16 protein-coding genes are annotated in these 19,071 nt (G+C 73.6%); 13 read left to right on the forward strand and 3 right to left on the reverse strand.

The features are described from left to right. Positions 1-224: 224 nt before the first annotated feature. The 5 genes from leuS to ACY8FT_RS01985 all read left to right on the forward strand — a co-directional run bounded on the left by leuS (position 225) and on the right by ACY8FT_RS01985 (position 7,881). On the forward strand, positions 225-3,179 hold the full coding sequence (gene leuS, locus ACY8FT_RS01965; protein ID WP_462417267.1) for a leucine--tRNA ligase: 2,955 nt from the start codon (positions 225-227) through the stop codon (positions 3,177-3,179). Then, the gene (locus ACY8FT_RS01970) at positions 3,179-4,129 is read left to right on the forward strand and encodes a DegV family protein (RefSeq protein WP_462417268.1); all 951 of its coding nucleotides are present in this window, start codon (positions 3,179-3,181) and stop codon (positions 4,127-4,129) included. The genes leuS and ACY8FT_RS01970 overlap by 1 nt, the downstream gene beginning before the upstream one ends. Before the next feature lie 81 nt (positions 4,130-4,210). Continuing rightward, entirely contained in the window at positions 4,211-5,248 is a 1,038-nt protein-coding gene (locus ACY8FT_RS01975) for a helix-hairpin-helix domain-containing protein (RefSeq protein WP_462417269.1), read from the forward strand. Positions 5,249-5,337: 89 nt separating this feature from the next. Further along, the gene (locus ACY8FT_RS01980; protein ID WP_462417270.1) at positions 5,338-7,065 is read left to right on the forward strand and encodes a ComEC/Rec2 family competence protein; all 1,728 of its coding nucleotides are present in this window, start codon (positions 5,338-5,340) and stop codon (positions 7,063-7,065) included. A gap of 96 nt (positions 7,066-7,161) precedes the next feature. Further along, entirely contained in the window at positions 7,162-7,881 is a 720-nt protein-coding gene (locus ACY8FT_RS01985) for a ComEC/Rec2 family competence protein (protein ID WP_462417271.1), read from the forward strand. Between the two features lie 98 nt (positions 7,882-7,979). Here the strand turns inward: ACY8FT_RS01985 and ACY8FT_RS01990 are convergent, their stop codons facing one another. Further along, positions 7,980-8,927: a LysR family transcriptional regulator gene (locus tag ACY8FT_RS01990; RefSeq protein ID WP_462417272.1), complete on the reverse strand. Its 948-nt coding sequence runs from the start codon at positions 8,925-8,927 to the stop codon at positions 7,980-7,982. 81 nt (positions 8,928-9,008) lie between these two features. Here ACY8FT_RS01990 and ACY8FT_RS01995 point away from each other — a divergent pair, with 81 nt between their 5' ends. From ACY8FT_RS01995 to ACY8FT_RS02005, 3 genes are all read left to right on the forward strand, one after another. Continuing rightward, on the forward strand, positions 9,009-10,166 hold the full coding sequence (locus ACY8FT_RS01995; RefSeq protein WP_462417273.1) for an aminotransferase class V-fold PLP-dependent enzyme: 1,158 nt from the start codon (positions 9,009-9,011) through the stop codon (positions 10,164-10,166). Positions 10,167-10,282: 116 nt separating this feature from the next. Further along, positions 10,283-11,719 (forward strand): patatin-like phospholipase family protein, encoded by a 1,437-nt coding sequence (locus ACY8FT_RS02000; protein WP_462417274.1) that lies wholly within the window; start codon positions 10,283-10,285, stop codon positions 11,717-11,719. Further along, the gene (locus ACY8FT_RS02005; protein ID WP_462417275.1) at positions 11,712-12,656 is read left to right on the forward strand and encodes a Sir2 family NAD-dependent protein deacetylase; all 945 of its coding nucleotides are present in this window, start codon (positions 11,712-11,714) and stop codon (positions 12,654-12,656) included. Before ACY8FT_RS02000 ends, ACY8FT_RS02005 begins: the two co-directional genes overlap by 8 nt. A 144-nt stretch (positions 12,657-12,800) precedes the next feature. Here the strand turns inward: ACY8FT_RS02005 and lexA are convergent, their stop codons facing one another. Next, the gene (gene lexA, locus ACY8FT_RS02010; RefSeq protein ID WP_462417276.1) at positions 12,801-13,502 is read right to left on the reverse strand and encodes a transcriptional repressor LexA; all 702 of its coding nucleotides are present in this window, start codon (positions 13,500-13,502) and stop codon (positions 12,801-12,803) included. 403 nt (positions 13,503-13,905) lie between these two features. Here lexA and ACY8FT_RS02015 point away from each other — a divergent pair, with 403 nt between their 5' ends. Next, positions 13,906-14,235 (forward strand): LysM peptidoglycan-binding domain-containing protein, encoded by a 330-nt coding sequence (locus ACY8FT_RS02015; protein ID WP_462417277.1) that lies wholly within the window; start codon positions 13,906-13,908, stop codon positions 14,233-14,235. Positions 14,236-14,357: 122 nt separating this feature from the next. Here the strand turns inward: ACY8FT_RS02015 and ACY8FT_RS02020 are convergent, their stop codons facing one another. Beyond that, a complete protein-coding gene (locus ACY8FT_RS02020; protein ID WP_462417278.1) occupies positions 14,358-14,777 on the reverse strand; it encodes a hypothetical protein in 420 nt (139 codons plus the stop codon). 174 nt (positions 14,778-14,951) lie between these two features. Here ACY8FT_RS02020 and ACY8FT_RS02025 point away from each other — a divergent pair, with 174 nt between their 5' ends. The 4 genes from ACY8FT_RS02025 to nrdR all read left to right on the forward strand — a co-directional run bounded on the left by ACY8FT_RS02025 (position 14,952) and on the right by nrdR (position 19,009). Beyond that, entirely contained in the window at positions 14,952-16,529 is a 1,578-nt protein-coding gene (locus ACY8FT_RS02025) for a cutinase family protein (protein WP_462417279.1), read from the forward strand. Continuing rightward, positions 16,526-17,221, forward strand: coding sequence for a hypothetical protein (locus ACY8FT_RS02030; RefSeq protein ID WP_462417280.1), 696 nt, complete (start codon positions 16,526-16,528; stop codon positions 17,219-17,221). The genes ACY8FT_RS02025 and ACY8FT_RS02030 overlap by 4 nt, the downstream gene beginning before the upstream one ends. 134 nt (positions 17,222-17,355) lie before the next feature. After that, complete coding sequence (locus ACY8FT_RS02035; RefSeq protein ID WP_462417281.1) at positions 17,356-18,264, forward strand: hypothetical protein; 909 nt, start codon at positions 17,356-17,358, stop codon at positions 18,262-18,264. Positions 18,265-18,538: 274 nt separating this feature from the next. Beyond that, positions 18,539-19,009: a transcriptional regulator NrdR gene (gene nrdR, locus ACY8FT_RS02040; RefSeq protein ID WP_462417282.1), complete on the forward strand. Its 471-nt coding sequence runs from the start codon at positions 18,539-18,541 to the stop codon at positions 19,007-19,009. Positions 19,010-19,071: the final 62 nt, after the last annotated feature.

Genomic DNA, 19,071 nt, shown 5'->3' on the forward strand with positions numbered 1-19,071 from the left:
CCCACGGCGCAGGTAGCCCGGCATGTGCACAGCGCGACGACACACCGCGCCGCGCCGCCGTGCGCTAACCTGTGCGCATGCCGACCGCGCCCCTGCTCCTTCCGCAGCCGCGATGACGCACTGAGCATCGCGGCCACCCCTCCTGTGCGAGGGGCTTTTTCATGTCGGGACGCAGTCCGCGCGGTACGCCGACCGTCACGCACGCCTCACCGTCAGGAGAACTCATGAGCGAGAACGACCGCGACGAGACCCCGTTCCGGTACACCCCGCGCCTGGCCGACGAGATCGAGGCCCGCTGGCAGGACCGCTGGGAGGCCGAGGGCACCTTCCGCGCCCCGAACCCGGTCGGCGACCTGGCGCCGCAGGACCCCGCCGAGCGCGAGGCCGTGGCGCAGCGCCCCAAGCTGATGATCCAGGACATGTTCCCCTACCCCTCGGGGGCGGGCCTGCACGTCGGCCACCCGCTGGGCTTCATCGCCACCGACGTCTACGCGCGCTACCAGCGCACCACCGGCCGCAACGTGCTCTACACGATGGGCTTCGACGCCTTCGGCCTGCCCGCCGAGCAGTACGCGGTGCAGACCGGCCAGCACCCGCGGACCACCACCGAGGCGAACATCAAGACCTACCAGCGGCAGCTGCGCCAGCTGGGCCTGAGCCACGACGACCAGCGCACCTACGCGACGATCGACCCCGAGTACTACCGCTGGACGCAGTGGATCTTCACCCGCATCTACGACTCCTGGTACGACCCCGAGGCCCCCGGCCGCCGCCCCGGCACCACCGGCCGCGCCCGCCCGATCGAGGAGCTCGAGGCCGCCTACGCCGCCGGCGAGGTGCCCACCCCCGACGGTCGTCCTTGGGACGAGCTCGATGCGGGGGAGCGCGCGGACGCCATCGACTCCCGCCGTCTGGCCTACCTGAGCGACGCCCCGGTGAACTGGGTGCCCGGCCTGGGCACCGTGGTGGCCAACGAGGAGGTCACCGTCGAGGGCCGCTCCGAGCGCGGCAACTTCCCGGTCTTCCAGCGCAACCTGCCGCAGTGGATGATGCGCATCACCGCCTACGCCGACCGCCTGGTGGACGACCTGGACCGCCTGCAGTGGCCGGAGTCGGTGGCCAGCATGCAGCGCAACTGGATCGGCCGCAGCACCGGCGCCGCCGTGTTCTTCGACGTCGCCGTGCCGAAGGACAGCGGCGTGGGCACCGGCCCCCACGGCCAGCCGCACCTGGAGGTGTTCACCACCCGTCCGGACACGCTGTTCGGCGCCACCTTCATGGTCGCCGCCCCCGAGCACCCCGTGGCCGATGCGGTGCCCGCCGCCTGGCCCGAGGGCACGGTGGAAGCCTGGACCGGCGGGCACGCCACCCCGGCCGAGGCGGTGGCCGCCTACCGGGAGGCCACCAGCCGCAAGTCCGACCTGGACCGGCAGGCCGACGACAAGGCCAAGACCGGCGTGTTCACCGGCATCTGGGCCACGAACCCCGCGACCGGCGAGCAGATCCCGGTCTTCGTCGCCGACTACGTGCTCATGGGCTACGGCACCGGCGCGGTGATGGCCGTGCCGGGGCAGGACCAGCGCGACTTCGACTTCGCCACCGCCCACGAGCTGCCGGTCGTGCGCACGGTGCAGCCGCCGGAGGACCACGACGAGACCACCGCCTTCACCGGCGAGGGCCCGGCCATCAACTCGGCCAACGACGAGGTGGACCTCAACGGCCTGGGCGTCGACGAGGCCAAGGAGCGGATGCTGGAGCACCTGGAGTCCACCGGCGCCGGTCACCGCACGGTCACCTACAAGCTGCGCGACTGGCTGTTCAGCCGCCAGCGCTACTGGGGCGAGCCGTTCCCCATCGTGTGGGACGAGGACGGGCGCGCCCACGCCGTCCCGGCCGACCAGTTGCCCGTCGAGCTGCCCGAGGTGGCCGACTACAGCCCGAAGACCTACGACCCGGAGGACTGGGACACCCAGCCGGAGTCCCCGCTCGGCCGGAACGAGGAGTGGGTGAACGTCACCCTCGACCTGGGCGACGGCCCCAGGCAGTACCGCCGCGAGACGAACACGATGCCCAACTGGGCCGGCTCGTGCTGGTACGAGCTGCGCTACGCGGACCCGACCAACTCCGAGGCCTTCGTGGACCCGGAGCTGGAGGAGTACTGGATGGGCCCGGGCCGCGGCTTCGGCGAGGGCGTGGACGGCGACCCCGGTGGCGTGGACCTGTATGTGGGCGGCGTGGAGCACGCGGTGCTGCACCTGCTGTACGCCCGCTTCTGGCACAAGGTCCTGTTCGACCTGGGCCACCTGAGCTCCGACGAGCCGTTCCGCCGCCTGTTCAACCAGGGCATGGTGCAGGCCTACGCCTACCGCGACGACCGCGGCCAGCCGGTGCCGGCGGCCGAGGTCGAGGAGGTCGAGGCGACCGACCACCCGGAGGCGCAGAACGGCGTCCTGTACACGTGGAACGGCCAGCCGGTCACCCGCGAGTACGGGAAGATGGGCAAGTCGCTGAAGAACGTCGTGACGCCGGACGAGATGTGCGAGCAGTACGGGGCGGACGTCTTCCGCGTCTACGAGATGTCCATGGGCCCGCTGGACGCCTCCCGTCCCTGGGAGACGCGTGCCGTGGTCGGCTCGCAGCGCTTCCTGCAGCGGCTGTGGCGCGCCGTCGTCGACGAGTCGACCGGTGAGGTCCGCGTGACGGCCGACGAGCCGGACACGGAGACCAGCCGGGCGCTGCACCGCACCATCGCCGCGGTGCGGGAGGACTACGACAACCTGCGCTTCAACACCGCGGTGTCCAAGCTCATCGAGCTGACCAACGTGGTGACCAAGCTGGACGCCGTCCCCCGCGCGGTGGCCGAGCCGCTGGTGCAGATGGTGGCGCCACTGGCCCCGCACCTGGCCGAGGAGCTGTGGGCCCGTCTGGGGCACGAGCAGTCGCTGGCCACCGAGCCCTTCCCGGAGGCCGACGAGTCTCAGCTGGTGGCCGAGACGGTCACCTGCGTGGTGCAGATCAAGGGCAAGGTGCGGGACCGGCTGGAGGTCGCCCCGGACATCGACGCCGCCGCGCTGGAGGAGCAGGCCCTCGCGAGTGAGCGCGTGCAGTCGTTCATCGACGGGGCACCGGTGCGCAAGGTGATCGTCAAGCAGCCGTCCCTCGTCAACATCGTCATCTGATGACGGCCCGCGTCGCCCTGGTGACCGACTCCACCGCCGAGCTCGCGCTCGATGGTGGGGCCGGTGACGAGGCGACCGCCGTGGGGGTGGTGCCGCTCCACGTGGTGGTGGACGGCACGAGCCACCGCGAGGGCGAGGACCTGGACGCCGGCGAGCTCGTGACGGCGCTGGAGTCCCGGGCCGCCGTGAGCACCGCCTCGCCGGGGCCGGCGGACTTCGAGCGGGTCTGGCGCGAGGCGCTGGACGCCGGGGCCGAGCACGTGGTGAGCGTTCACCTGTCGGGTCGCATGTCGGGCGCCGTCGAGGTCGCCCGCGGGGCCGCCGAGAGCACCGGGCTGCCGGTGACGGTGCTGGACTCCCGCAGCGTGTCCGGCGGGCTGGCCGCGCCGGTGCTCGCCGGTGCCCGGGTGGCCGCGGCGGGCGGCGACGTCGAGGAGGTGGTGCGCGTCGTGGAGGCGACCGCGGACCGTACCCAGGCGCGCTTCGTCGTGGAGTCGCTGGACCGCCTGCGGCGGGGTGGCCGCATCGGTGCGGCACAGGCCTTCCTCGGGACGGCGCTGGCCGTGAAGCCGTTGCTGCAGGTGGCCCGGGACGGCACGGTCGACGGCTGGCAGAAGGTGCGGACCCTGCGGGCGGCGCGGCAGGCGCTGCTGGCCTGGGGACAGGAGGCGGCGGCCGCGCAGTCGGACGCGGTGGTCGACAGCCTCACCGAGGACGAGTTCGCCGAGGGGCGGGGCGTGGCGGTCGACGTGTCGGTGCACCACCTGGGCCGTGAGGACGTGGCCCGGGAGATGGCCGAGGGGCTGGAGGCCGTGCTCGACGACCCGGTGGACGTCCGGGTCTCGCACCTCGGCGCGACGGTGGGGGCACACACGGGTGTGGGAACGGTGGCGATCGTCGTCACGCCGCGGGTCGAGGGTGACCCGGGGAGGTGGGCCCCGAGCGCCTGACGGCTCGTCCACAGGCCGCTGCTCACCCGGCCCCCTCCGCTCGTGCGCCGCTCCTAGCGTGCGGTCCAGGGGGTGGTGTCCGTGGACCGGGAGTCGGACGACCGGCTGGTGTGGGCCGCGCGGCGAGGAGCTGACGCGGAGCAGGAGGCCGTGCAGGGGCGGGGAGTCGTCGGGGTTGCGCTGGATGCTGTGGAGCTGCCCTCGTCGGTGGCCGGGGCGCGCGTGGCGCCGGGTGCCTCCGCGGTGCGGGCGCTGGCGGTCCTCGTGCTGGTGGTGGTGCTGGCGCTGGCGGGGTGGACCTGGTGGACGGGGCGGCAGTCGGCCGTGCACCCGGTCGCCGGGACGGCTGGTGCAGGGGCGGACCCGGCCGGCTCCCCGGGAGGTGACGGTGCGGGTCCCACGGGGGAGGCGCCGGGCGACGGCGGTGGCCCACCGGGGAGCGGGGAGGCGGCCGCGCCGTCCGCCTCTGCGGGTGGGGCGCCCGGCTCGTCCGGCCCTGACGGATCTGCTGGACCTGCCGGGACGAACGGGGCAGGTGGTCCCGGCGGTCCTTCTGGTGCGGAGTCGGCCGCCGCGCAGGAGGTGACGGTGCACGTCGTCGGGGCCGTGCGGGATCCCGGGGTGGTGACCCTGCCGGTCGGCGGCCGCATCGGGGACGCGGTCGAGGCGGCCGGTGGCATGACGCGGGAGGCCGACCGGACGGCGCTGAACCTCGCGCGGCCGGTGACGGACGGTGAGCAGGTGGTGGTGCTGCGACCGGGCGAGGAGCCACCGACCCCGGCGGCCGGTGGAGCGGGCGCTCCGGGCAGTGCTCCTGGCGGGGCGGCTGCCGGTGGTCCGGGTGGAGGCGCTGGTGAGGGCGCGTCCGGGGACGGGGCAGGTGGCGCGAGCGGTGACGCCGCTGCCGGGGGCGCAGCGGCTGGGGCGGTCGTGGACCTCAACGCCGCCGATCAGTCCGCCCTCGAGGAGCTCCCCGGTGTGGGGCCGGTGACGGCGGAGCACATCCTGGCCTGGCGGGAGGAGAACGGGCAGTTCACCTCGGTGGACGAGCTCATGGAGGTCAGCGGCATCGGGGAGAAGACGCTCGAGACGCTCCGGCCCCACGTCACCGTCGGGTGAGGGCCGCGGAGGTGGTCGGCGAGCAGGTGTTGGCGGCGCGGCCGGCCACGCGGACGGGGCAGGTTCCGGGGACTGGGCAGGTGACGGAGGTGGGAGAGGCAGACGGGGTGCTGGGCCCCTCTCATGCGGGCGCACCCGCTGCGGGGCCGCACGAGCGGGTGGCCGAGGTGGCCGACCTGCGCCTGCTGCTGCCGGCCCTCGTGGCGTGGGCCGTGGGAGCGGCCGCCCTGGCCTGGGTCACGCCCCTGCGGTGGGCGGTGGTGGCCACGTGCGCGGTGGTCGGCGTGGCGGGACTGCTGACGGCGCACCGTGCCCCCTGGGGACGCACCGTGGTGGCCACCGCCCTCGTGACGGGACTGGTCGTGGGCGCCTCCACCTTGGCCGCCACGCAGCGCCAGCAGGGGGTGGTGGCAGGGGCGGTCGAGCAGGAGTCGGTGGTCACGGCGGACGTGGTGGTCGAGGCCGACGCGCGACGGGTGGTGACCGAGGGGCGCTTCGGCCGCAGCGAGCTCGTGCTGGTCCGGGCCCGGGCGAAGCGCATCGTCCACCGGGGACAGGAGTCCCGCAGCGACGCCCCGCTCCTGGTGCTGGCGCGCCCGGACGCCGCGTGGGAGGACCTGACCTGGCGCACCCGACTCACCGTGAGCGGACGGCTCTCGCCGAGCGAACCGGGTGACGACGTGGTGGCCGTCCTCACGCCCTCGCGCGGGCCGCAGGAGGTGGTGCCGCCCGGTGGTGGGTGGCGGGTCGCCGAGGGCCTGCGGGCCGGGCTGCGGGAGTCGGTGGACCCCGTGTGGGCCGATGCGCGTGGCCTGGTGCCGGGGCTGGTGCTCGGGGACACCTCGTTGACACCGGAGGAGCTCACCGAGGCGATGACCGAGACCGGCATGACGCACCTCAGCGCGGTGAGCGGATCCAACGTGGCGATCGTCGTGGGCGCGGTGCTGTGGGCGGCTTCCGGGCTCGGGCTCCCGAGACGGGCCCGGCCGTGGGTGGCCGGTGCAGGTCTGGTGGGGTTCGTCGTGCTCGCCCGCCCCGAGCCGTCGGTGCTCCGGGCCGGGGCCATGGGTGCGGTCGCCCTGGCGGGCATGACCGTCTCGCAGCGTGCGGCGTCCTTCCCCGCGCTGGCCACGAGCATGGTCGTGCTGCTGGTCTGGGACCCCTGGCTGGCCCGCTCCTACGGGTTCGCGCTCTCGGTGCTCGCGACGCTGGGTCTGGTCGTCTTCGTCCGTCCCTGGGCCGCGGCGCTGCGCCGGCGGTGGCCGCGGGTGCCCGAGCCCCTCGCGCAGGCGCTGGTCATCCCCGTCGCAGCGGCGGTCACGACCTCACCGGTGGTCGCGATGTTGCAGGGGCAGATCAGCGTCATCGGGCTGCTGACCAACCTGCTGGCCGCTCCGCTCGTGGCGCCGGCGACGATCTGCGGGGTGCTCGTAGTGCTGGTGCACCCGGTGCTGCCACCGGTGGCCGCGGCGCTGGCCTGGGCGGCCGCCGTGCCGGCACAGCTCATCGGTCTCGTGGCCCGCTGGGGAGCAGCTGTCCCCCACGGTGCGATCCCCTGGCCGGCCAACGGCCCGGCGGCGCTCGGGCTCGGCGTGCTCACCACCGCCATCGTCCTGCTGGCGCCCGCGGTGGGGCGGGGTGTGCGGGTCCTGTCGTGTCGCGGTGTCCTGTGGTGGGGAGGGGCGGCGCGGGGACGGCCGGTGGGAGCACGGCCGGGGTCGGGAGGAGTCGGTCCTCCGGTCGTGGCCCTCGACCTGGGGCTGGTGCTGCTGGCGGGGGCCGGGGCGGCCTGGCTGCTCGGGCCCCCCTGGTGGTGATGGCGGAGATCATGGCGCTCTGCGCGGCGTTTCTAGCCGGCGGCGCCGCCTCCGGTAAGCTGTGGTTTTTTTTTAGATGTGTATAAGGGCCAGCTCGTGGACACCGGACCGCCGGACTCCCGCGTCGCCCGGTGCCTGGACCGGGCGGGGGTGACCGCCCTGGACGCCGTGGTGGTCACCCACAGCCACGCCGACCACAGCGGCAACCTCGCGGCGGTGCTCGACGCCGTCCCGGTGGAGCGGGTGTGGGCCTCCTCGGCGGACCTGGCACGTCCGATGCAGCCCGGCCACCCGGCGGAGTGGCGCGAGGTCGCGCGGGCCCGGGGAGTCCGCATCGAGGCCCTGGCCCCGGGAGCGACCGCGGTCACCGGGAGCACGCAGTGGAACGCCCTCTGGCCGCGGGAGCAGGCTCGGCTCGCCGAGGACGACAGCCGCAACGACGGCAGCCTGGTGCTGCACGCCACGGTCGCCACCCCAGGTGCCGAGGGGGAGGGCCGGCCAGTGCACGTCCTGGTCACCGGGGATCTCGAGGAGACCGGTGGGGACGCCGTGCACCGGCTCAGTCGGGAGATGCCGGTGGACGTGCTCAAGGTGCCCCACCACGGATCGGCCAGTCAGGGAGAGGGCCTGCTCGAGCGAGGTGCACCACTGGCGCTGGTGAGCGTCGGGCAGGACAACGACTACGGGCACCCCGCCCCGCGGACCCTGGAGCGGCTCGCGGCCGCCGGGTCGACGATGGTGTCCACCCTCGACCACGGCGACGTCGTGGTGGGGCGGGAGTCCGGCAGCGGTGCCCTGTGGTGGGGTCGCCTGTGACGAGGTGCCCGCTGAGGGGAGGGACATCTCGCCCGGGTGAGATGTCGACCGGGGACCGGATCCTGGCCCCCGGCCAGGTGTGGCCCCGGGCGCGGCCGTCAGGAGGTCGCGACCGGACCGGTGCCGGTGAGCTCCTGCTCCATCACGTGGGCGGCACCGCACAGGGCGTCCATCATCGCGGAGACGGAGGGGACGCGGAGCAGGTCCGCCGTCGTCACGGCGTGGATGGTGCGCCGCGAGCTCTCCTGCAGCGGCAGGGCGACGACACCGGCGTGCCGGACGTGGCGCAGCACCATCCGCGGCACCAGGGCGGCGCCCAGCCCGGCGGAGACGAGGCCCAGCACGGCGACGTAGTCCTCGGTCTGGAACTCCACGCGGGGCACGAAGCCGGCCTCCTGGCCCAGGTGCATGAGGTGCCCCCGGCAGCGCGCGCACCCGGCGATCCACGGGTCGTCGGCCAGTGCGGAGAGGTCGACCGTCTCGCCGGTGGCCTGCGGGTGGTCCTCGGGCAGGGCGATGAGCATCTCGTCGGTGAGGATGTCGCGGATCTCCAGCCCGGCCAGGTTGTCGACCTCGCGCCCGACGGTGGTGCCCGAGTGGGAGAACGCGACGGCGAGGTCGCAGCGACCGTCCCGCAGCGCGGCCAGGGACTCCGGCGGCTCGGCCTCGGTCAGCTGGATCTCGATGGCGGGGTGCTCCGAGCGCAGGTCGCGCAGCGCCTGCGGGACCAGCGAGGCCGTGGAGGAGGGGAAGGCGGCGACGCGCACCCGGCCGGACTCCAGCCCCGCGATGGCGCTGAGCTCCTGCTCGGCGGTGTCCAGCAGGGTGAGCACGGTGACGGCGTGCCGTGCGAGCACCTGCCCGGCCTGCGTCAGCCGGACGGTGCGACCCTGGCGCTCCACCAGCGGGGTGCCGATGCGCCCCTCGAGACGACGGACCATCTGCGAGATGGCAGGTTGGGTGTAGCCCAGCGAGTGGGCGGCAGCGGTGAAGGACCCCTGCTCCGCGATGGCGCGCATGATGCGCAGCCCAGCCGTGTCGATCATGGGGTCACTGTAAGCGTTTGTTAGTCGCCCGCAAAGTGTTGCGCCATTGTGTAATTCGTCGCGGCGATCGAGAATCGTTCCATGTCAGCACCTGCCCGCTCCGAGCTGCCCACTCGGTCGACGAGATCGACCCCCGCCCACGCCGTCGAGCCGCCCGAGCTGCAGGACGTCGCCTGGCTGCGGGACCAGTTCGCGACCACCGGGGGCTACCTGAACGCCGCCACGTGCGGGCTCCCGACGCGGGCCACCACCGAGGCGATGGCCCGGGACGCGCGGCGCTGGACGACCGGTGACGTCTCGCCGACCGGCTACCACGAGCTGGTCGAGCGGGCCCGGGCGCTCTACGGACAGCTCGTGGGCGTCCCCGCCGAGCGGGTGGCGACCGGTTCGCAGACCTCGGTGTTCGTCGGCATGGTCGCCGCGGGGCTGTCGGACGGGGCCGAGGTCGTGGTGGTGGAGGGGGACTTCTCCAGCCTCGTCTACCCCTTCCTGGTGCAGGCGCAGCGGCCGCACCCGAGCGGTTCGGGCGGTCGGATCACCGTGCGGTCGGTGCCGCGGGCCGAGCTGTGCTCTGCGCTGACCGACCGGACCGCCGCGGTGGTCTACAGCCACGTCCAGTCGGCCTGCGGCGGCCTGACCCGTCCTGAGGACGTGCGGGCCGCGGCCGCCGAGGTCGGCGCGCTGACCGTCTGCGACATCACCCAGTCGGCCGGCTGGTCCCCGGTCGATGCCTCGCTGGCGGACGTGACCGTCTGCTCGGCCTACAAGTGGCTCTGCCACCCGCGAGGGGTGGCGTACATGACGGTGTCCGACCGGGCGGCCGGGATGCTCGTGCCGCTGGACGCGGGCTGGTACGCCGGGGACGTCGTATGGGACTCGATGTACGGCCCCACGATGACGCTGTCCCCGCGGGCCTCGCGCTTCGACGTCTCCCCGGGGTGGCCGCTGTGGCCCGGTGCGGTCGCGGCGCTGGAGGACTTCCTCCGGGTGCCCACCGCCGCGGTGCGGGCGCACGACGTGGGCCTCACCAACGCGCTGCGCGAGGGGCTGGGGCTGCCGGCCTCGGACTCGGCCATCGTGAGCCTGGCCATGCCGGAGGGGGCCGCGGCGGCCGCCGAGCGGGCGGGCCTGACGCTCTCCCAGCGGGCCGGCGGGGTGCGGTTGAGCTTCCACGCCTGGAACACCCGCGCGGACGTCGACCGGGCGCTGGAGGTGCTGAGCCCCTTCGCGGTGCGCTGACCCGCGGGGCGTCGTGCGCTGAGCCGCGGGCGTCGCACCCGGAGGCCCTGGCGCCTAGGGTGCGCGAGGCAGAAGGGCCCGGAGGTCGGTGGGTCGGGTGTGGTGTGATGCTCCACGTGCCTGAGACCCACCTCCCGGACCCCGCCGGCGCGCAGATGGCCGCCGCGCGGGACGAGGCGCACCACGGCCCCAGCTGGCGAGGACCGCGTCGCGGGACCGCGCTGTGCCTCTCGGGTGGTGGCTTCCGGGCGGCCCTGTTCCACCTGGGGGCGCTGCGCCGCCTCAACGAGCTGGGCATGCTCGGTCAGCTGCGGACGGTCTCGGCGGTCTCGGGCGGCTCCATCGCGGCGATGCTGCTGGCCGCCCCACGGCTCGGGTGGCCCGACGCGGACGCCCTCTCGCAGAGCATCGACTCGGCCGACCTCGTGGAGCCCGACCCCAGCGCACCGCCCCTGCCGCGGGGCGACACGGTGCCCGGTGGTCTGTTCTCGGCGCCCCGCGTCACCGGTTTCGAGGAGTACGTGGCCGAGCCGGTCCGGCGGCTGACCAGCCGCAACCTGCGCACGCGGGCGATGGTCTCCGGGTTCGGCCCCAAGGTGCGCCGCTCGCCGGACACGAGCTCGCGGATGCTGGCCGACCAGCTCGTCGGTCAGGTCGACTGGTGGGCGACCGACCTGCGCGACGCGCACCGCACCAGCGGCCCCGCCGTGGTGGTCGAGGCGACCGAGCTCGCGCACGGGGTGAACTGGACCTTTGCCGACCCCCGGGCCCACGCGCCCCGCGGGCGGGTGGGGGACTACCGCCTCGGGTACGGCGAGCCGCCGGCGGGGCTGCGCCTGGCGGACGTCGTGGCGGCCTCCAGCGCCTACCCGCCGTACTTCGCGCCGTTCGACATCGACGCCTCGACGCTGGACCTCACCGGCGGCCGGGTGGGGCAGGTGGACGCGGCGGCGAGGCCCCGGATCTCGCGCACGGTGCAGCTGCTGGACGGCGGCATCTACGACAACCTCGCGCTCGAGCCGGTCTGGCGCGACCACGCCTCGGTGCTGGTGAGCGACGGGGGAGCGGTCTTCCGGGCCCGCAGCGCGCGGACGCCCTTGGGGCGGATCCTGCACGTCATCAGCATCGCGGCCGGTGGTGGGGAGGTCACGCGGCTGCGCTGGCTGCACTCGGCCTTCAACTGGGGTGTGCTGGAGGGCGCGTCCTGGGCGATGGACTCGCGAGTCCCGCAGAGCTATCCCGTGGAGGTGGCCGCGCAGATCAACCAGATCCGCACGGACATGGACGCCTTCAGCGACGAGGAGCAGAAGATCATCGAGCGCCACGGGTACGGCGTGGCGGACTCGGCCATCCGCCGGTACGCGCCGCAGCTGATCATGCGCGACGCACCCGCCCGCTACCCGTACCCGGAGGTGGCCGACCCCGAGGTCGCGCTGCGGGCGCTGCGGGGGTCGGGGCGGATGTCGCTCGTCGGGCGACGGGCACCCCGCCGTTGGGCACGCGCCGGACGACGGCAGCTGGGTCGCAGGACGGCTGGGCGTCGCCGTGGCTGAGGGGTCCTCGGGCGCCGCGATGCCGGAGGTGGACAGCCCGGTGACCCTGCCGCCCGTGGTCCGGGCCGCCCCGCAGGAGGTGGAGGCCCTGGCCGAGCTGCTGGCCGGGCAGCGGCTGGCGGTGGTGACGGGGGCGGGCATGTCGACCGCCTCGGGCATCCCGGACTACCGGGGGCCGGACGGGGTGCGGCGTGTGCAACCGATGACGATCGGCGACTTCCGTGCCGGTCCCGAGGCCCGGCGGCGCTACTGGGCGCGTGCCTTCGTGGGGTGGGAGCGCTTCACCGGTGCCCAGCCGAACGCGGGGCACCGGGCGCTCGCGGCGCTCCAGGCCGAGGGCGCGGCGGGTGGTGAGGTCGCGGGCATCACCGGGGTGATCACGCAGAACGTGGACGGGCTGCACCAACGGGCCGGGTCGCCGGACGTGCTGGATCTGCACGGGACGCTGTCGCGCATCGTCTGCCTGGTGTGCGGGGCGGTCGAGGAGCGGTCGTCGCTGCAGGCGCGGCTGGGTGAGCTGAACCCGCACCACCGCGACGTCGCGCTGCGGGGCGGGCAGGTCCGTCCGGACGGCGACGTGGCCCTGGACGAGGAGGTGGTCGCCTCGTTCCGCACGGTCGACTGCCTCGTGTGCGGGGCCGACGAGCTCAAGCCGGACGTCGTGTACTTCGGGGAGAACGTCCCGCGGGAGCGCGTGGACCGGGCCTATGCGATGGTGGACGGCGCCGACGGGCTGCTGGTGCTCGGCTCGAGCCTCAAGGTGATGAGCGGCTACCGCTTCGCCCGGCACGTGCACCGCGCCGGTGGGCCGGTCGCCGTGGTGACCCGGGGATGGCACCGAGCCCACCGGGAGGCGACGCTGACCGTGGACGCGATGGTGGACGAGACGCTGCTGGCCGTCGCCGATCGGCTCGGGGTGGCCGTCGAGGCGGGGTGACCCCGTGTGGGAGGGCTCGGGGACGTGCTCCGATCCCACCCGTACCGGAGCCCCTCGGACCTGCCGGACCCCGACGGGTCCCCGGAGACCTGTCGCACCCCGCTCGGGCCGGGCGCGGCCCGGGCCCGAGCGGTCCGGACGCGATCAGACGCGGCGCAGGACCGCGGTGACCTTGCCCAGGATGGTGGCGTCGTTACCGTCGATCGGGTCGAACATGGGGTTGTGCGGCTGCAGCCAGATCTGGTTCTTGACCTTCTTGTAGGTCTTCACCGTCGCCTCGTCGTCGATGAGCGCGGCCACGATGTCGCCGTTGATGGCGGCCTGCTGGCGGCGCACCACGACCCAGTCGCCGTCGCAGATGGCCGCGTCGACCATCGAGTCCCCCTTGACGCGCAGCAGGAAGAGCTCGCCGTCACCGACGATCTGCTTGGGGAGCGGGAAGACGTCCTCCACGCGCTCCTCGGCCAGGATCGGTCCACCGGCGGCGATCTGCCCCACCACGGGCACGTAGCTGGCCGGCGGCTGGGCGTCGGCGGCCTCGGAGGGGTCCCAGGTGTCCTCCGGCAGCTTGCGGTACCCGCGGTCACCCGGCCACTGGGCGTCCAGGATCTCCAGGGCGCGGGGGCGGTTGGGGTCGCGGCGGATGTAGCCCTTGCGCTGCAGCGCGTTGAGCTGGTGCTGCACGGAGCTCGCGGAGGCGAGCTCCACCTGCTCGGCGATCTCGCGCATGCTCGGCGGGTAGCCCCGCTCGTCGATCGAGTGTCGGATGACCTCCAGCACCCTGGTCTGCCGGTCGGTCAGCGGCTCGTTGCGGCGCAGGCCCGGCTCGTTCCTCCGGTTGGTCATGGTCCCCCTTCGCTGGGTCGTCGCGGCGGTCGTCTGGCGTGCCTCGGGCGATGTCGCTGACCGCCGCCGTGCTCAGCAGATCGCCGTCCTCCCAACGATCTCCCGATGTTGTCGGTGGTCACCGATTGACTTCAGGTGTTGTCGGACGGACCCGCGTTCCCCCCCCGCGAAGGAGGAGTCGATCACGCGCTCGGCCGACAGCCGTGCGGTCACAGGGTACGACGCCCCGGCCCCGCGCGAGCGGACATCCGTTCGGGCGTGTCTTGGAGGGCGTCGACCACCTGTGCTACACATAGTACAGACATCCGACGGACAGGCGTCCGGAGGGGAAGGAGTGGACATGAGCGCGATCACCTGTGAGGCACCTCGTCTCGGTCGAGGCGTCGTGGGGCAGCGTGCGGGCGTGCACGCTGCGCCCTTCCGGCGGCAGGCGCAGCGACCGGCTCCGCGCATGCGGCTGACGGCTCGCGGACGTGCGGCCCGTCAGGTGCTGGGCCTGGTGCTGGCGGTTGCGCTGGTGCTGCTCGTGGCGTGGCAGTCGGTCGGGGCCGGGCCGGACGCCTCCGGCGCGCAGCACGTCGTGGTCGGGGACGGGCAGACCTTGGGGCACGTGGCCGTCGAGCACCTCCCCGAGGTGCCGGTCGAGCAGGGCGTGCTGATGCTGCAGGAGGCCAACGGGCTCGGGACCTCCGAGGTGCAAGCCGGTCAGGAGCTGGTCGTCCCGGAGCCCTGAGGGAGGCCTGGGCCGTGAGCGGCCCGGGGCGTCGGGCGAGGCCGGAGCCCGACAGGGAGGTCGAGGGGCGCCGGCCGAGGGGGAGTCGAGGGGAGGGGGCGAAGGGTGTTGCTCGAGGGCCGTCAGTCGAGGGTGGTGCCGGTGACGCGACGCCACATCGGGCTCAGGCCCTCGAAGGGGGCGAACCAGCCGGAGATGTGCACGTCCATGACGATGCCCTCCACGCCGGAGGCGATGAAGTCGTCCGCGCCGCGGACGATGTCCGCCGGCTGCTTGGCCAGCAGGTCGGCGGGCTCCTCCGGGTCGGACATGCCCTGCTCCACCGCGAAGTGACGGGCCCGCTCGCTGCTGGTGAAGCCGAGGAGCATCATCGTGCCCTCGATCTCGGCGGCGACGGGAGCGACAGCACCCTCGGGCCCTGCGGGGAGGAACCACCAGCGCGGGAGCGCGAAGCCGGCCTTCCAGAGATCGGTGATGGCGTCGTGGTCCGCGGAGTCACGACTGAGCTCGTGCAGCCGGTCGGTCTCGTTCGGTGCGGGCATGGGGAGGTGCATGGCGTCACTCCACCACACATCGGGGAGCCGGCGCCGAGGACCCTCCGGGAGGGCCTGTGCTGCGGAGGCAGGGGCTGGTATCGGGGACGTGGAGGAACGCTGGTCATCGGGAGGGGATGGCGCGCGGTGGGGTACAGGGTGGACTCCCGCCACAATGGAGGCGTGGAGCAGAGGCAGTCCGGCCGAGGTGCCGCCCAAGTGCGAGGAGCGGCCCGTGCCCTCCTGGCCACGGGTCTGCTCGTCACGTCCGTGGGGCTGGGGTCGGTCCCCGTGGCGCAGGCGGAGGACCACCCAGCCGGTTGGCCCGCCACGGAGTCGGCGGTGGACCCCGTGTCGTCGGACAGACTGGAGCAGCTCGCCTGCCAGGACGTGCTGGTCGTCGGTGTGCGGGGATCGGGGGAGGAGGCGCCGTGGGGTGCCACGGTCGGCGGGGTCGCGGACTCGCTGACCCAGCGGCTGTCGGGCGACGTCCGGTCGGTCTATCTCGACTACCCGGCGGTCGACCCGCACACGCTGGGGGCACACGAGCTGGAAGCGCACGTCCTGGAGTCCGTCGCGCCCTCGACGGACTACTTCGAGTCGGTCGACGCCGGGCGCGAGGAGCTCCGACGGGTCCTCCAGCACAGTGCCGAGAGGTGCCCGGACCAGGCGGTGGTGCTGGCGGGCTTCAGCCAAGGTGCCCAGGTCATCACGAGGGCACTGGCCTCCGGTGCGGACAGCTCGACGCTTGCCGGTGCGCTCCTGCTCGGCAACCCTGCCCACCACCCGGGGCAGAACACGCGGGAGATCGCGGGGCTGCTGGACACGCCCTCCATCGGCTTGGCGGCGACGCTGACCTACCTGCGCTCCCAGGCGAGGCCAGAGGGTGACACGTCCCGGCGTGCTGCGGTGCGCAATCTCATCGAGGAGGTCTTCGCGCTCCACGGCGGGTCGGTGCCCAACAGCCGCATCGCTCGGGTGCTGGCCGAGGACCAGGACGTCATCCCGCCGGAGCTGTACTCCCGGGTGCTGTCCATCTGCAGCGAGGGCGACCTGGTCTGCGACGCGGCGCCGGGGATGAGCCGGATGCTCACCTCGTCGACCACGTTGGAGGAGGAGTTCCACAGGGCCCGCCCGGTGCACGGCGGGTACACCGAGGACGTGGTCGCGCCCGGGGTCGCGGAGCTCCTCGTGCTCGCGAGCACCTGGTCGCCCGATGGGGGCCCTGCGCGGGTCCCCGACACGCCGTCGCCCAGCACCTCGCCGGGTCGGGATCCGTCCGCGTCCGGTGAGAACGGGGCGGATGCGTCCCCGGGTGAGGTGCCCCCGGGTCTCCCGACCGGGCCGGCGAGCGTGGAGCCCCTGCCCTCGGAGAGCCTGGCCGACGAGTCGGGGGATTCGCAGGAGGAGCCCAGGGGCGGGGACGGCGATGACGAAGGCGACCCGGCTGGCGACCCCGCGGGTGACGACGACGAGGACGCCCCGGACGACGGGGACGCCGGCTCGCAGCCCGAGCCCACCGGGGACGCCTCTGAGGGCAGCGACGACGGGAGCACTTCCTCCGAAGGCACGCAGGACGGCGGGGGCCCTGGCGGTGACGGCGGGGCGGACTCCGACGGCGAGGAGACGGCGGCCTCCGACCAGGGTGTGGGCGCCTCCGGGCACCCCGTCTGGTTGGTGCCCGTGCTGGGCACGGCCGTCGCCGTCCTGGCCGCGACCTCGGCGGGCCTCGCCTGGCAGCTGGGGGGACGGCGTCGATGACCTGGCTCACCCGGCGACGCCTCATCGCGCTGGTGGTCGTGTTGTCGATCCTGCTGCTCGCACAGATGGGTGACGGGCTGCTGCGACGCTACGTGGAGGGCCGCATGGCCTCGGAGGTGCACCGCACCTCAGGCGGTGAGGCCCATGCGCACGTCGAGGGGTGGCCGGCGGCCTGGTCGGTCCTGCGTGACGACTACGGGACCATCACCGGCGGGGCCCAGGACGTGCGGGTGACCGTTCGGGGTCACGAGGTGGAGGCGGACGTGGACGTCGTGGCCCACGACGTCACGGGGCTGGCCCGAGGGCCCGTCCACGTCGGTGATGCGACCGGCCGTGTGGACACCACCTGGGAGGACCTGTCGGAGGCCACCGGTGTGCAGCTCTCGGGGTCGGACGACGGCCTGCTCACGATCACCACGGAGGTGGACGCACTGGGGGAGCGGCTGCCGGTGCGGGTCACGGGTCGCCCGGTGGTCGACGGCGCCACCGGACAGCTGGGCCTGCGTGACGCGGAGGCCTCCCTGGACACGGTGGACGTTCCCCGGGACGTGGTCGAGGGGCTGCTGCCCCGGGTGGCGACCTACGCGTACCTGCCCGTGGTCGACGGCGTGACCTGGACGGGTGTGCAGGTGGGGGCCGACGGAGCACAGCTGGACTTCCGTGCTGACGACGCCGATCTGCCGCAGTGGTGACCACGGCGGACGACAGCCGAGCGGCAGGACGGGGCGTGCGGCGGTGCGGACGGCTGCTTGGAGTCCGAATGAGGCTGCGGAGTGCGGCCGTTCGAGAGGCCGGAGACGGTCGACAGGGGAGAGGGAGGGCCACCATGGCTCGTCAGGAGATCGCACTCGTGCTCACCGCCGCGGTGGTGGGCCTCGGTTCCGCCCAGAGCGCCGTGGCGGCACCCGATTCGATGTTCCCGGCGCAGGACCCGCTGGACATCACCGTCGAGCTGGGTGAGGGGAAGACCGGTGGGGAGCGGCCGTGGACCGTGTCCGTCGACGGTGAGTTCACCCAGCCGGAGTTCAGCGAAGACGGCCTGGCCATCTGGGACGTCAGGTCGTCCACCTCCTACGACGGCTGGGACGGCCTGGATCTGCTGGGGGCGCAGCACGACACGGGAAAGATGGCCACGGAGGACGAGTGCACCAGGACCGAGGAGCTCGCGCCGGCGCCGGTCACGGTGACCAGTGACGCCGAGTCCTACACCCGTGACTACTCCCGTGACGAGGCGACCCCGGTGGAGACGCTGGGTGTGCCGGCCGACGCACGGATGGTGACCGTCGAGACCCAGACCTGCATGGCACCGAGCAAGGACAAGGGGTTCGGGCCGTATCTGTTCAGCGACGCCACCTACCTGGTCACTCCCGACGGTGAGCTCGAGCTCATCTACCGCACCACGATGGAGGCCAGCGGGATGGAGGGCTCCGAGGTGCACTACTTCCCCGAGCCCGGCTGGGAGTGGATCGAGGAGTACAGGTCGGTGGACCGGCACGGCTCCGGCATGAGCGACGACGAGTGGGCCGACCACATGGTCGCCGAGGGTGTCCTGCCTGCCGACAAGCGCTGGTACGCGGCCAACGAGGAGCCGCCCGCCGGTCCGATCGTCGACACCGGTCGCGTCGGCACCGCCAGTGACGCGCCCGCCGTCGCTGAGACGCCGCAGACAGGTCGACCACCTGGGCCCCGCACCCATGGGTGCGGGGCCCAGGTGCGGGTAGGCGGGCGTGGGTGAGCGTGGTGCGTGGAGGGGCGAGGCGTTGCGTGGGCAAGCGCGGTACGTGCAGGGACGAGGCGTTGCGGGGTGAGCGTGGGACGTGCAGGGGCGTGGCACGACGCCCCGGAGGGGCTCCACGCCCCGCCCCGCGGGGTGCTGTCGGCGGTGTGACGCGGGCGTCGCCGAGGGGGTTTGCAGTCGGCGGAGGTGACGCCGTAGTCTCTACATCTAGTGGTGCTGGTCCGAGATCAGCACAAGATGATCCAGATTTCGCCATTTCGAGGGAGTTTTCGTGCACTGTCCGTTCTGTCGCCACGAGGACACCAAGGTGGTGGACTCGCGCGTCCAGGACGAGGGCACGCAGATCCGTCGTCGGCGTCAGTGCGCGGGGTGCGGCAGGCGCTTCGGGACCGTCGAGTCGGCCACGCTCAGCGTGGTGAAGCGGTCCGGGGTGAGCGAGCCGTTCCGCCGCGACAAGGTGATGTCCGGGGTGCGCAAGGCGTGCCAGGGCCGCCCGGTCACCGATGACCAGCTCCACCTGCTGGCGCAGCAGGTGGAGGAGAACATCCGCTGCGAGGGACTGGCCGAGATCGACGCCCACCAGATCGGCATGGCGGTCCTCCCGGTCCTGCGGGAGCTCGACGTCGTGGCCTACCTCCGGTTCGCATCGGTGTACCGCAACTTCGACAGCCTGCAGGACTTCGAGGACGCCATCGAGGAGCTCCGGACGGCGCGCAGCGCACAGGTTGTCGGCGCCGGCTGACAGCCTCATCCACCCGGCCCGGGTCGCGGCACCTGCCGATCTCGCGCGCCCACCCTCGCTCG

The sequence above is a fragment of the Kytococcus sp. Marseille-QA3725 genome (assembly GCF_054950055.1).